Genomic DNA, 15604 nt, shown 5'->3' on the forward strand with positions numbered 1-15604 from the left:
TGAAAGGGGTGATACTTATCTAGGGGAATTTATTTAGATTTCATAGTTGTCTCCCAATTTAGTAGGTAGTAAAACAGGTTATTTTAATCTATGAGTATGCACTTATTCTAATATTAAAGGAGAGAGTTCATTTGAAGAAATTATTATCCCTTTTACTAGTTTTAATGATGGTGTTGAGTAGTTTCCAAATTGTATTTGCTGAAAAGAAAGGAAATGGGAATGATGCACCTGCAACTAATAATTTTAATCCTAGAGCTTCTAAAGGTCAGTTACATGGCTCAACTGAAGTAGATGTGAAAATTGATGAAAGCGTACATCATTTGGCAGTACAAGTTTCCAGTTTACCAATTGAAACACCCAATGCTGGGGATGAAGTACCTACTGACTTTTCTATCAAAAACCCATATACTGCACTAGATGATATTTCAGGTGTGGATGCAGAAATTAATAAATACCTTGGTGTTTATTTAGCTGATGACAATAATAAAGTCGTAGATTTCAAATTACTTGAACTTACAAAAGGTAAAGTTCAAAAAGAAAAATGGAACCTTGTTTGGGAAGATAACTTTGATGGACAAATAATAGACGAAACGAAATGGAACTTCATCCAAGGTGGTGGAGGTTACGGAAATAATGAACTTCAAAATTACACAAACCGTGAAGAGAATGCACGTGTAGAAAATGGTTTATTAATTCTTGAAGCACATGAAGAAAACTTTGGAGGAAATGATTATACTTCTGCTAAGTTAACTACTGAAGGTAAAGGTGATTGGACTTACGGTAAGTATGAGTTTAGAGCGAAAATGCCAGAGGGACAAGGGATATGGCCTGCGATTTGGATGATGCCTACTGATTATGGTATCTATGATATTTGGCCTTCCTCAGGTGAAATCGATATTATGGAATTTTTAGGACATGATCCTTATACGGTTTATGGAACACTTCACTATGGGGTGCCATGGACTCATACTGGTCAGGATTTTCAACTGCCAAGCGGGGAAAGTTTTGTAGATGATTATCATACATTTACATTAGAATGGGAACCGGGTGAAATGAGATGGTATGTCGACGGGATTTTATTCTCTACTCAAAATGATTGGTTTTCTAAAGATCCACAAGGAGCAGACAGTTTCACTTATCCAGCACCGTATGACAGAGATTTTTATATTCAAATGAACTTAGCTGTTGGTGGAAACTGGCCAGGTAGTCCAGATGAAACGACTGTATTCCCTCAGCAACTTTTAATTGATTATGTTCGTGTATATGAATTAGATGGGGAATATAGAGAAGCGGGTGAAAAACCTGAACCTAATCCTTATATTAATAATGACTCAGAAGGAAGAGAACCATTAGAGGATGGAAATTATATTTATAACGGAAATTTTGCTGAAGAGTTAGCTTTTTGGGATTTCCAACCTTTTGATCCAGATGATTTATTTGGGGGTGAAGGTGAGGTTTCAGTTGTTGATGGTGTATTAAATACGACGATTACAAATGCAGGAGATGCACTTTGGGCTTTACAATTTGTTCAACCGAATCTACCCATTGAAAACGGTGAAAGATATAAATATTCCTTTGATGCTTGGTCTTTAGGAGATCGTTCTATGATGGTAAACGTATCTGGACCAGATAATAACTTTGCTCGTTATTTGCAGGATGCTACGATCGGGTTAACGGATACACCACAGCACTTTGAGTTTATTTTTGACATGGTACAACCAACAGATATAAATGCTCGTGCTGAGTTTAACATGGGGCAAGCGTCAACACTACCCGTTTTTATAGATAATGTACGTTTGGAAAAAGTTGAAAAGGATCCAAATGCTTCTAAAGAAGTACTATCAGATGGAAACTATATTTATAATGGAACTTTTGATCAAGGTACGAATCGATTAGGTTTCTGGGAATTAACAACTGATGATTCTGCAACAGCTTCGGCTTCAGTAAATAGTGAAATCTATTATCGTGAACTATATGTATCTATTGATGAAGCAGGTACATCTCCTGATTCCATTGCTGTAAGTCAAAACCATTTAAATATTGAAGAGAATCAAAGTTACATTGTTTCTTTTGACGCTCGAGCAGTAGAAGAAAGGTCAATTGAAATTCAATTAACAGATGCGGATCAAACTGAAATTTATATGAATGAATCCATAGATTTATCAACAGCTACACAAGAGTATTCGAAAGTATTTAGAATGAACAATCCTACAGATGAACATGCATTATTACAGTTTTTATTTGGAAATCATGATGCAGGTGTTTTTGTAGATAATGTAACAATGAAAGCCATTTCTCCACCAAAAGACATTGCAGGAGATACACAAATTGAAGCGGAAGACTATGTAAGCATGTTTGGCGTGATCGCTGAAAACGATGGTCAAACGATTGGTTTTATTGATGAAGGAGATTGGTTGCAATACGCTATAGACGTCCAAGAAGCTGGGGAATATGTGATTTCATACTCTGTTGCTTCAAACGTGGACACAGGAAGTTTGACTTTATTAACAAAAACGGGAAGTGCATATACCGGTGAATTGGAATTTAATGATGAAATAACAGAATCTGAAGCTGATGGTCTATATAACATGGATATTGCTAACACTGGTGGATGGAATAACTGGAGTATAGTAAGTCAAACGGTTAACTTAGAAGAAGGTGTACAGACGCTTCAAATTGCTTCACCGGGTGTGAATTTGGATTGGTTTACGATATCAACCGAAAGCCAGAGCCAAGGTGAAGATCTTATTATAAATGGTACGTTTGATTCCATTGTAGAACCAACTTTTGCTTGGTGGGGAGATCAATGGAATGGGTATGCTGAAGGTGAAACCTCAATTGAGGATGGTTTACTTAAAGTTCATCTTGAAAGTTTAGGAGCACAGGCTTTCATTCCACAAGTTGTTCAAGAAGGATTACAATTTATTAGTGGGCAAACCTATACAGTAAGTTTTGATGCGAAATCTACTTCACCTAAAAAAATAAACGTAAATGTGGGTAGAGGTTTGGATGCTGCACCTTGGTTTATTCCATATGTTGATACACAACAGGTACAATTAAACGATGAATTACAAACTTATCAGTTTACATTTACTATGAACGAAGCTTCATATGATAATGGAAAGATCGTATTTGAATTAGGTCCAGTTGATGGTGAAGCAGTTACAGGTGATGTATATTTTGATAATGTAAGTATTAAAAGAGATATTATTCAAAATGGACACTTCAGTTCTTCAATTGATCCATGGCAAGCTTGGTGGGGAGATCAATGGGCTGGTTATGCAGTTGGAGAAATAAATGCAACCGATGGACAGATGGTGATCGATATTGAGCAGACGGGTGATCAATCCTATAGTCCACAAGTTTTTCAAAATGGTTTGTATTTAGAAAATGGGAACACCTATACAGTTTCCTTTGATGCAAGCTCAAGTGAAGCAAGGCAAATGAATGTGAATGTTGGAAGAGAACTAACAGAAGCACCTTGGTTTATTCCATATGCTGATACACAGATCATTGATTTAAGTACTGATCAAGAGAATTATCGTTTTACTTTTACAATGAATGAAGACACATACAATAATGGGAAGATCGTGTTTGAATTAGGTAATATAGCTGGTGAAGCTATTCCTGCTACGATCAGCTTAGACAATGTTAGTATTGTCCAAGGTATACTCAATGGCGGGGGAGACTCTTCAGGTGGAGGCGACCAAGACCCAGACGATCCAATTGGAGATGATCAAAACCCAGGTGACGAATTAATTCAAAATGGTACTTTTGAAACCCTTGTTGAGCCATGGTTTAGCTGGTGGGGAGATCAATGGGCTGGTTTTGCTGAAGGAGATGTGAATGTAACAGATGAGCAATTAGTGATTTCAATAAATGCTGTTGGAGCAGCTTCCTATAGTCCACAACTTTTTCAAGATGGTTTAACCTTAGTAAATGGTTCAACGTATATAGTTAGTTTTGATGCCAAGGCAGATGCAGCGAAAAAGGTAAATGTTAATGTTGGAAAAGAGTTAACGACTGCCCCATGGTTTGTTCCATATGTGGATATGCAACAGGTAGAAGTAGGGACGGAGTATCAGAATTATTCTTTTACATTCACGATGAGTGAAGAATCCTATGATAATGGGAAAATTGTATTTGAATTAGGTTCAATAGATGGTGAAGCTGTGACAGGAGACGTATATTTGGATAATATCAGTATTGTTGTAGGTGAATGAAAATATAGATGAAGAATCAGCAGTTAATGCTGAAGATCCTTCACTAAGTGATAATTGTAAGACATAAACAAATGATGAATAACCCTAATCAATTGCAGATTATTTGTGTAAAGGTTAGGGTTTTCATCTAGTTGCAAATCATGTGCAGCATTAGCAATTTCAATATAATTTGGATAAAATGAAAATGAAATTATTTCAAAAGATCAGAAAGTGAAAGTCTTATTTAGATCTATACAGGAGGTTTTTACAGTGTCAAAAGAGCGTATAATTGTGACAGGTGGGAGTGGCAAGGCAGGGAAGTGGGTTATAAAAGACCTTGTTGAACATGGGTATGATGTTGTGAATTTAGATTGGAAAAGACCTGAGGATGAACTTTGTCAAACGATTATTGTCGATTTAAATAACTTAGGTGAAGTTCAAAATGCACTGGCTCAGTATAATACAAGAGAACACATTTCTGTGAAAGGAATCGTTCATTTTGCAGCTATTCCTCAAGCTTTTATTTATCCTAATGATGTGACTTTTAGAAATAATGTAATGAATACATATAATGTATTGGAAGCGGCTGCTAACTTAGGCATTGATAAGGTAGTGCTTGCTTCAAGTGAATCTTCATATGGAATCGTATTTGCAAGTGAATTTTTTGAACCGAAGTATTTACCAATAGATGAAAATCATCCGCAGCTCCCAGAAGACAGCTATGGGTTATCTAAGGTCGTGAATGAATTGACTGCACAAGCTTTTAACAGACGAACAGGTATGCAGGTTATCTCTCTTCGTTTAGGAAATATATTGGAGCCATCTGATTATATTTGGCTTAGAGAAAGGTTTGACAAACCAGAAGAACGTCTTTTGATCCTTTGGTCATATATCGATGCACGTGATGTTGCGACAGCATGTCGATTATCCATTGAAAAGGATGATTTGGGAGTTCAAGAATTAATTATTGCAGCAGATGATACATCTTCTGACATATCATCAAAAGAACTGATTGAGAAATTTTTACCTAATGTAAAGGATATTCGAGCAGAATTTAACGACCGTGAAAGCTTATTATCCAATAAAAAGTTGAAACAAGTATTAGGATGGGAACAAAAGTACAGTTGGAAAGAGTAGTATGATGGGAAGTTTTTCATTAGTGAAAATTGGTAATGAATCCAATAGTCTATTAATATATAAATTGAGGAAAATCGTAGTCTTAAAAAAGTCTATGATTTTCCTCTTCCTTATACATGATGTTTATGAATTCCTATTTCCTTGTATCTCACTTTACGCTTCAAAAAATTCAAAAGTACGAAACCAAGTTTGGGTTTCTCCTGGTTTTACATCAATATGAATGAATATTTCTGGTGAAACGACATGAGTAGTACCCCAAATCGCAAACATTGCGGGTGGGAATTCATTAATTTCTCTCATACCTACACCGCTTGGCTCATGAAATAACTCCCATTTATGGCCTGTATCATTATACCCTGTTGGACGCCAATAAAAAGGTTCATTGGGTTTGTTTTTCCAACTTAATTCGTGATCACTTATTGTCATAATATCAGGTAACTCTTCTATTTGTGGTGTATAAGGTAGCCTCAATTTATAACCGGTACCAATTGGCTGCTCATTGATTCCAATAAAATTATGTACATATTCTTCTGTTTTAATCGATTTTTCTCCGACGTTTTTTAGGTTGTAATGTATGGTTAAACTTTGGTCGTTTAATACGATTGTTTTTTCTATGGCTGCTGCATACCCCTGACTATTTATAGGCGATACTTTAAAGATTATTTTACTTTCTTCTTCAATGACTTGAATGTCAAAGGGAGATATTGGGTAGGGTGACTGGAATTGATATTCACCCTCTTCAGTACGTGTAAGGTTTCCGATTCCTAACTTTGGAAACTGTTCACCTACAGCGGATTCATCATAGCCTATAGGTGTAAATATCCCAAATTCGTTACACATTCCTTGTCCTTCTGTTCCTCTTTCAGGTATGTAGGTTTCTGGTACGCAAAAAGTATGTTTATTGTTTAGTGTAACTTGTGTTATATAACCCGTCCAATCAAATCGAGAGCCTTTTTGAAAGGCTCCCGGTTTTGCAATATTCACTTTTAACTTATTATTTTGCAAAATGAATGAAGGAGGATTAAGGAATTCATGTTTAGACAGACTCATATGAATGCTCCTTTTCATTAATAAATATCAACCTAAAACAACTTCTAGGGTGTGGTTTTCATTTTCTGGAAGTTGGTTTATGAACTCACGACTAATAATCACTGCTTTTTGTTTCGTTTCAAATGTAATCTCTTCACCATTTAATGTAATGGATTGAATTTGATAAGCCCCATGGTCTAAACCGTTCTCGTTTTTGTATACAATGTTTAAGTGACGGTTTGCAAAATAGGAAAATACAGAGGCTACGTTCTGATCATTAAACTGATTTATTAGTAGTTTAGGCTCTAGAGATAAATCTCCTAGATTCCCTTTTACTCCGAACATCTCAGTCAGTACAGTTAATAATAACCAGCTAGCAGAACCTGTTAAGTAGTGGTACATGCCTCTGCCTTTTTCACTAATATATTCAGGTACACCTGGGTAAATACGACTAAGTTCAAAGTTTTTACTTAACTCATAAATGGAGTTGATCACATCATAACCTTCATGTCCAAACTGTCGTTGGTACATTGCGTTACTGTACATTACAGCCATATGACTGAACATGGCACCATTTTCTTTATGACCAAAAGCAAAACCAAATCCTCGTCCAATGTTTTGTTGAATCTCTCCAAATTGTGAATTTAATCGATATCCGATTTTTTCATCTTTAAGGTAATTCGTAACGGATTCAGATATTTTTTTTACTTGATCATCAGTAGCCACGCCCCCCATTACAGGGAAAACTTGACCAGTTAGTGTCATGCGAACTCCGTTAGTATGGTCGCCTTCAACTCGTTCTGCATCGTTATTGTAATAGCCATTAAACCATTCAAAACCTTCTTCATTTTTAATCCACTCATTCTGTCTTAAGTGGTTGATCATCCAATCCGCTTTACTGTTTAAGTCAGCTGCTAAATCTTTAATGCAGATAGACGTTTTTTCACCGCTGATTTTATGACTACAAGTTTCAAAGTATTGATTTAAGCGTTCTAGTTTTTCTTCTACATTATCATAGTTGATAGGGTTGGAGATCGTATCCAATAAAATGATGATTTCCTTTGTGAGCTGTAACTCCTCAGTACCTGTTTTCTTTTGAAGAGATAACAGTAATTGGCTCATCTCTTTTAAATTACTGGCATAAAGAGCTGTGAATGCAACACTTTCACCCAAATCAGGTGCCAAGTCAAAAGCATCATTCCAATCCGCACCTTCAAGTTTGATGTTATTATGTTGTCCTACATTGTAAAATTGCACAATATTCTGCAATAACATATGTTCAAAGATTGTGCCTTCATAGATATCGCTATTTTCAGATTTGAGCTGGTTTCCTTGCTCAGGGTCCCATTGTAAGTCTAAATCCTTTGAACGTTTAATTTGTGTATCTTTAAAATAAGTTTGATTTTCTAACAAAAATTCAATATCTCCACTCTGATGAATGTATAACATAGTGGTTAAAAACGGCCAGGCTCCATGATCCATCCAGACACGAGATATATTGTTTCGATCTGCTACAAATTCACCTGGTTCTGAACCAATAATGGTAGCGTTGCTTCCATCAATCCGTACCCCTGCAAAGTTGTTTAACAACAATTCTTTTACTTTTTTAGGATCATCCATAATTAAAAGTGCCAGACAATCTTGCCATAAATCTCTCCATCCACGTCCACCTTTTCCGTAATCATGATGTGGAAGGAAAGAACATCCATAAATTCTTCTTAAAATAGGTTGTAAAGTGACCCACTTCATCCATTGATTGAAATCGATATCACTAGTTTCAAAATTTAAATTGTTAAGTTTATCTTTCCAGTCTATTTTATTTTGTTCTAATAGAAGATCAAATTGTTCTTCTGAACAATACTTTTTGGAAATTTCGCTTATATCCTTTGGTCGATTGTCCGTAATCATGAGTACAACAATGTAGGACTTGGACTCTCCAGGTTTTAATGTTGTTGTATTAAACTTTAACGCTCCTATTGCTTCATATCCTTCAATTGTTTCACCTGCATTTGTATGTGGTGCTTCATTTTTCACAATGACTTTAGGCCAGTCTAGGTTTCCACCTTCACCTATAAAGTCTTCAACAACTGGGAAGAAACCTGTTGGTGCTTCTCCATTACCGTCAGAACCTAAAACACTATAAGTCACGTGATTTATCTTATGTCCTCTTTCATCAAAAGAAAGTGTAGGCTGCACTTCTATTCCGTATTTAGAAGTGTAAATTCGATGAAGTAAAGAGGTAACATGGCGATGATCACGAATATCATCAGCTGACCTTGCATAAAGAGGAATAGCTGCTGTTGGTGTTACCGTCAAATCTTGATCACTTGTATTTGATAAATTAACTTTTAAAAGCTCAACTTGATCTTTATTCGCAGGTACAAAACTAGTGCATTCTGCTTTGATACCAAGTTTTTTATTTTCACGAGTTACTTTATGCCATAACAATCCAGCCTCTAAATGAACTTCTTCTTCCTCTTTTTCTTTAAAATTAAGGCTTATTTGCTTTGCGGAATTACCTGTAGCTGACCAAATATCTTCGCCCTCTATATGAACCCAAAAATTCCTCGCTGCACGAGAATTATGCAAATCCTCTGATGAAACGGGTGCCATTAGAAACGTGTTCTGGCTCGTTTTTATATCACCATGTAACGTAGGTGTAATAGCCGACATCATCCCGGCTTCGTTTACTAAAGGGAAATATAAATAGCTTGATTTTTGTGGATTACTTATTGAAAAAGTACTATCATCATTAATAAATTTCCAACCTGATGATTTGTTTTCATTTTTCATCGTTGTCATTCCTTTCTTCAAATTGATCTCACTAACATTCAATTTACTACACTAAGTTTAGAAAGTCTATTTGAGATGGCTTTAAATCATAGAGTTTTCATAAGATGTGAAATATATAACAAAAATATGAGAATCACCATATGTCATTCTCTACTAAATGAAATTCATGCTGAAAAGTTAGTGCAAATTCACAAGTTTAATGGATAAAACTATTCATTGTAAATTTATACAAATTTATACTAGTCGATCATGAATAATTTTCTTTACTTATACAATACTATGAATCGAAGACAAGTTATATCTTTGTGAACATTTTTCACATAGAGGTGAAAAATATACAAGAAATATAAGAATGACCACATAGTATTGTGAAATCGAATCCACTATACTTTTAGTAGGACGTATTTCACGTTCAAGATTAAAAATAGGGGGATATTGAAATGAAAAAATTTAGTCTAATTTTAATGAGTCTAATGCTTTTATTTTCGTTTGCATTAGCAGCTTGTTCTACTGAAGGCGATACTACAGAGCCATCAGACGAGCCATCTGAAGAAACTCCAGGTACTGAAGCTCCTTCAGATGAAGTAGTAGAACTTACTTTCCAAAACATTCCTAACACTGGTTTGGATGTATTAGTTAAGCAATATGAATCAGAAAACCCTAATGTTACAATCAACTATCAAGAAGTTGAGTTTAACGATCATCATAACGGATTGGTAACTGCATTAGCAGCAGGATCTGGTATTCCAGACATTGCTTTTGTGGAAATCGGTTTCTTAGAAACTTTTAAAGGTGACGAAGGTAACTTTACAAACCTATATGATTTAGGTGCGAAAGATGTTACTGGTGATTACTTGGATTGGAAAATCAAACAATCAGAAAATGCTGACGGCTCTTTCCTATTTGGATTACCAACAGATATTGGTCCAATGGCAATGGCTTACCGTACAGATATCTTTGAAGCAGCAGGTCTTCCTACAGAACCAGATGAAGTTTCTGCTTTAATTACAAACTGGGATGAATTTCTTGAAGTTGGTAAAACAGTTGCCGAAAAAACTGGAAAACCAATGACGGATTCAGGCGGTACAATTTATGACACAATGGTAGGTCAATTAACGGAAGTTTATTTTGATGAGAACAACGAATTATTATTAGAATCTAACGCGGGTGTTAAAGAAGCATACGACAGAGCTACAGCAATGGTAGAAGCAGGAATTACTGCGAAAGTGGGACAATGGTCTCCAGAATGGAACGCTGGAATTAATGATGGTGGATTTGCTACATTAATGGCACCAGCTTGGATGATGAACTATATGAAGAGTACTGCACCAGACGGTTCAGGTAACTGGAACATCGCTCAAATGCCAGTTGCGTCAGGTAACTGGGGTGGATCTTTCTTAACGATCCCAGCGGCATCTGAACATCCAGAAGAAGCATATGCCTTTATCGAGTGGTTGTTAAGTGTAGATAATCAATATGAAATCTTTAAAGAAACGGGTAACTTCCCATCTACACCTGGAATTTATGACAAACCAGAAATGCAAGATTGGACAGATGAATACTTCCAAGGTGCTCCAGTAGGAAAAATTTATGCTGAAGCTGCTTTAAAAGTTGTTCCTGTTTACTTTGGTCCTAATCATACAACAGTGAACACTGCAGTAAAAGATGCAATTAACAACGTTGAAAACAATGATGCGGATGCACAAGCAGAGTGGGATGCGGCTATTGAAAGAGTAAGTCGTGAATTAAGATAATAAATATTTATAAAATCTTATAAATAAAATATGCGCGCTGATCAGTTATGATCAGCGCGCGTATAATCTGGATAGGATTTATTTCCATATTTTTTGGTAGGAGGAGGTCGTATGGCAATGAGTGCAAAATCAGATAAAAAACCTCGTTTTAAATATGGTTCACAAGCAAGTAAAGATGCATTATCAGGTTATTTATATGTAGCTCCTTTTTTTATTTTATTTTTAACGTTCGGTATATTTCCAATTTTTTATAACTTATATATCTCCTTATTTAGTTGGAAATTATTTGGTGCTGAGCCTGAGTTTATCGGTTTACAAAACTATATCTGGTTATTAACGGATGATCCAACATTTATAAAATCAGTAGTGAATACTTTTTCCATTTGGATTATTTCTACTATACCTCAATTATTCATCGCATTAGTGCTTGCTTATGTATTAAACCAAGGTTTTGTGAAAATGAAGGATATGTTTCGAATGGCCATTTTTATGCCATTTATCACATCAATTTTAGCTGTAACGATTATTTTTAATTCTTTATTTTCAAGAGATTTTGGTTTAATTAACTTTATATTAGGTACCGAAGGATTAGATTGGGAAAATAATAATCGATTCTTAACTCATGTAGCGATTGCTACGATGGTGAATTGGAGATGGATTGGTTATAATACGATCATTTACATGGCAGGATTACAAACAATCGGTAAGGATTTATATGAAGCAGCAACAATAGATGGGGCAAATAAAATTCAACAGTTTTTCTATATTACGATCCCACAACTTCGTCCAATTATTCTGTTTACGATCATCATGTCTTCTATAGGTGGCATGTCATTATTTATCGAACCATTGGTGTTCTTAGACATAAGAGGTGGTTCTGCAAATCAAGGTTTGACGATGTTCCTATACTTATATGAAACTGCATTTGGAACTAAATATAATGTTGGATATTCCGCAGCCATATCTTGGGTGATGTTTGTCATTGTCGTATTGTTTGCATTGTTAAATTGGTTTGTTACTACGAAAGTTATTAAGGATTAGAAGGGATGAGAGGTCATGAAAAACAGAACAGGACGTTTTATATCTTATATATTTTTAATTATCTCATCTTTAGTTTCAGTATTTCCGTTTTATTGGATGTTTGTTATAAGCACAAATTCGACTGCGGCAGCCAATAAGTTTCCACCAAAGATCATTCCAGGTAATCAATTTTTTGAGAATATTCAAAATGCTTGGCAAAACGCAGATTTTGTTACTGCTCTTTTTAACACTTTAATTGTTGCAGGGACAATCACTGTATCCCAGTTATTTTTCTGTTCACTTGCAGCTTTTGCGTTAGCTAGGTTGGAGTTTAAAGGACGAAAGTTAATATTCTTATTAATTGTAAGTACGATGTTATTACCTCCAGCAAGTCCGATCCCACTTTACATGATTGTAAGTAAATTTGATTGGATCAATAGTTTATATGCTGTTATTATCCCATTTTTAGTTGGAGCCTTCGGAGTATTTTTAATGAAGCAGTTCATAGAATCCTCTATACATCCGGAGTTAATTGAATCAGCAAAAATGGACGGTGCTAGAAACTTTCAAACGTATTACCAAATTGTGTTACCAATTCTCAAACCTGGATTAGCAACACTAGCTATCATTACATTTATGGGGGTTTGGAATGACTTCGTATGGCCGTCTATTGTACTTAAAGAGCAATCTGTTCAAACATTACAGTTGGCTGTTCGGGGATTACAGAATGCATATAACCGTGATACAGCATTAATCGTAACAGGTGCATTTATTACTACATTACCATTACTTGCAATCTTTATTCCATTTAGTCGACAATTTATTGCTGGTTTAGCTGAAGGATCTGTAAAGGGGTAATACATTGTTTGTGAACATATTTAATACTTAGAGGTATTTACCTAAACTTTGATTTGGACCTTGATTATTGTAATCAAGGTTTTTTTGTTTTTGAAACCTATAATTTCTATAATGAACACAATTTCAACCTATTAATAAACTGAATATTCAAACATATGAGATATATACAAAAAATATGAGAATTACCGCATACCAATGTGAAATCGCTTCCATTATAATTTTAATAGGGCGTATATATTGTTCAAAAAAAAGGGGGAATTTCAAATGAAAAAATTTGGTCTAATTTTAATGAGTCTGATGCTTTTATTTTCATTTGCATTAGCAGCTTGTTCAACTGATGAAGATGGAGAATCTACAAGTGACAAACCAGCTGATGAAAAACCAGCAGGTGATGAAACTCCAGCAACTGAGACACCTTCTGATGAAGTAGTAGAACTTACATTCCAAAACATTCCTAACACTGGTTTGGATGTATTAGTTAAGCAATATGAATCAGAAAACCCTAATGTTACAATCAACTATCAAGAAGTTGAGTTTAATGATCATCATAACGGATTGGTAACTGCATTAGCAGCAGGATCTGGTATTCCAGACATTGCTTTTGTGGAAATCGGTTTCTTAGAAACTTTTAAAGGTGACCAAGGTAACTTTACAAACCTATATGATTTAGGTGCGAAAGATGTTACTGGTGATTACTTGGATTGGAAAATCAAACAATCAGAAAATGCTGACGGTTCTTTCCTATTTGGATTACCAACAGATATTGGTCCAATGGCAATGGCTTACCGTACAGATATCTTTGAAGCAGCAGGTCTTCCTACAGAACCAGATGAAGTTTCTGCTTTAATTACAAACTGGGATGAATTTGTTGAAGTTGGTAAAACAGTTGTTGAAAAAACTGGAAAACCAATGACGGACTCAGGCGGTACAATTTATGACACAATGGTAGGTCAATTAACGGAAGTTTATTTTGATGAGAATAACGAATTATTATTAGAATCTAATGTGGGTGTTAAAGAAGCATACGACAGAGCTACAGCAATGGTAGCAGCAGGAATTACTGCGAAAGTGGGACAATGGTCTCCAGAATGGAACGCTGGAATTAATGATGGTGGATTTGCTACATTGATGGCGCCAGCTTGGATGATGAACTTCATGAAGAGTACTGCACCAGACGGTTCAGGTAACTGGAACATTGCTCAAATGCCAGTTGCGTCAGGTAACTGGGGTGGATCTTTCTTAACGATCCCAGCGGCATCTGAACATCCAGAAGAAGCATATGCCTTTATCGAGTGGTTGTTAAGTGTTGACCATCAATATGAAATCTTTAAAGCAACGGGTAACTTCCCTTCTACACCTTCAATTTATGACAAACCGGAAATACAAGATTGGACAGATGAATATTTCCAAGGTGCTTCAGTAGGAAAAATTTATGCGGAAGCTGCTTTAAAAGTTGTTCCTGTTTACTTTGGTCCTGATCATCAGACAGTGAATACTGCAATTAAAGATGCAATTAACAACGTTGAAAACAATGATGCAGATCCACAAGCAGAGTGGGATGCGGCTATTGAACGTGTGAGTCGAGAACTAAGATAATATGAGTATAAAATAACATAATTAATAAATTTAGACGCGCTGATCAATTTTATGATCAGCGCTTATAATCAAGAGGAGATAATTCCCATTTAGGCACTTCCTATCTAGTGAAATTACTGAATATTCAGATTATATAGTAAGATATACAAAAATATGAGAAGTCACCGGTATATAAAATTATGGAATAGCCTATTCACAAGCTGATTGTACATACAGACTGGAGCACACAATATTAATAGGATAAGATTACTTAACTATATGGAAGGAGGATTTCCAATGGAAGCGCATACAAAACAAAGTAAAAAACCCAAATTTAAATACGGTTCGCAAGCAAAAAAGGATGCACTATCAGGTTATTTATATGTAGCTCCTTTTTTTATTTTATTTTTATCGTTTGGAATATTCCCGATTTTTTATAACTTATATATCTCTTTATTTAGTTGGAAATTATTTGGTGCTGAGCCTGAGTTTATCGGTTTACAAAACTATATCTGGTTATTAACGGATGATCCAACATTTATAAAATCAGTTGTAAATACTTTTTCCATTTGGATTATCTCTACTATACCTCAGTTATTTATCGCATTAGTACTCGCTTATGTATTAAACCAAGCTTTTGTGAAGATGAAGGATTTGTTTCGAATGGCTATCTTTATGCCATTTATCACATCAATTTTAGCTGTAACGATTATTTTTAATTCTTTATTTTCAAGAGATTTTGGTTTAATTAACTTTATATTAGGTACCGAAGGATTAGATTGGAAAAATAATAGATTTTTAGCTCATTTTGCTATAGCTACAATGGTGAACTGGAGATGGATCGGTTATAATACGATCATTTATATGGCAGGATTACAAACAATCGGTAAGGATTTATATGAAGCAGCAACAATAGATGGGGCAAATAAAGTCCAGCAGTTTTTCTATATCACAATTCCACAGCTTCGTCCTATTATTCTCTTTACGATCATCATGTCTTCTATAGGTGGCATGTCATTATTTATCGAACCATTGGTTTTCTTAGACATAAGAGGTGGTTCTGCAAATCAAGGTTTAACAATGTTTTTATACTTATATGAAACTGCATTTGGAACCAAATACAATGTTGGATATTCTGCAGCCATATCTTGGGTGATGTTTGTCATTATCGTTATGTTTGCATTGTTAAATTGGTTCATTACTACGAAAGTCATTAAGGATTAGAAGGGATGTGAG

General features: G+C 35.2%; 9 protein-coding genes. 7 read left to right on the forward strand and 2 right to left on the reverse strand.

Features of this window, described 5'->3' with window-relative positions; genetic code table 11:
- Positions 1-131 precede the first annotated feature (131 nt).
- Together EPK97_RS14040 and EPK97_RS14045 are read left to right on the forward strand one after the other, a co-directional pair.
- Positions 132-4223, forward strand: a complete 4092-nt coding sequence (locus EPK97_RS14040; RefSeq protein WP_162037243.1) for a carbohydrate binding domain-containing protein — start codon at positions 132-134, stop codon at positions 4221-4223.
- A gap of 249 nt (positions 4224-4472) precedes the next feature.
- Positions 4473-5339, forward strand: coding sequence for an NAD-dependent epimerase/dehydratase family protein (locus tag EPK97_RS14045; RefSeq protein WP_162037244.1), 867 nt, complete (start codon positions 4473-4475; stop codon positions 5337-5339).
- 153 nt (positions 5340-5492) lie between these two features.
- Here EPK97_RS14045 and EPK97_RS14050 read toward each other — a convergent pair whose 3' ends face one another.
- Both EPK97_RS14050 and EPK97_RS14055 read right to left on the reverse strand, forming a co-directional pair.
- Complete coding sequence (locus EPK97_RS14050; protein ID WP_162037245.1) at positions 5493-6389, reverse strand: hypothetical protein; 897 nt, start codon at positions 6387-6389, stop codon at positions 5493-5495.
- A gap of 27 nt (positions 6390-6416) precedes the next feature.
- Positions 6417-9161: a GH36-type glycosyl hydrolase domain-containing protein gene (locus EPK97_RS14055; protein ID WP_162037246.1), complete on the reverse strand. Its 2745-nt coding sequence runs from the start codon at positions 9159-9161 to the stop codon at positions 6417-6419.
- A 440-nt stretch (positions 9162-9601) separates the two neighbouring features.
- Here EPK97_RS14055 and EPK97_RS14060 point away from each other — a divergent pair, with 440 nt between their 5' ends.
- The 5 genes from EPK97_RS14060 to EPK97_RS14080 all read left to right on the forward strand — a co-directional run bounded on the left by EPK97_RS14060 (position 9602) and on the right by EPK97_RS14080 (position 15592).
- Complete coding sequence (locus EPK97_RS14060; RefSeq protein WP_162037247.1) at positions 9602-10915, forward strand: ABC transporter substrate-binding protein; 1314 nt, start codon at positions 9602-9604, stop codon at positions 10913-10915.
- Between the two features lie 111 nt (positions 10916-11026).
- On the forward strand, positions 11027-11956 hold the full coding sequence (locus EPK97_RS14065; protein WP_240903825.1) for a carbohydrate ABC transporter permease: 930 nt from the start codon (positions 11027-11029) through the stop codon (positions 11954-11956).
- Positions 11957-11971: 15 nt separating this feature from the next.
- Entirely contained in the window at positions 11972-12793 is an 822-nt protein-coding gene (locus tag EPK97_RS14070) for a carbohydrate ABC transporter permease (protein ID WP_162037248.1), read from the forward strand.
- 264 nt (positions 12794-13057) lie between these two features.
- On the forward strand, positions 13058-14389 hold the full coding sequence (locus tag EPK97_RS14075; protein ID WP_162037249.1) for an ABC transporter substrate-binding protein: 1332 nt from the start codon (positions 13058-13060) through the stop codon (positions 14387-14389).
- Positions 14390-14665: 276 nt separating this feature from the next.
- Positions 14666-15592, forward strand: a complete 927-nt coding sequence (locus tag EPK97_RS14080) for a carbohydrate ABC transporter permease (RefSeq protein ID WP_162037250.1) — start codon at positions 14666-14668, stop codon at positions 15590-15592.
- Positions 15593-15604: the final 12 nt, after the last annotated feature.

The organism is Chengkuizengella sediminis (assembly GCF_010078385.1).
In the GTDB taxonomy this organism is placed as follows: Bacteria; Bacillota; Bacilli; order Paenibacillales; family KCTC-33759; genus Chengkuizengella; species Chengkuizengella sediminis.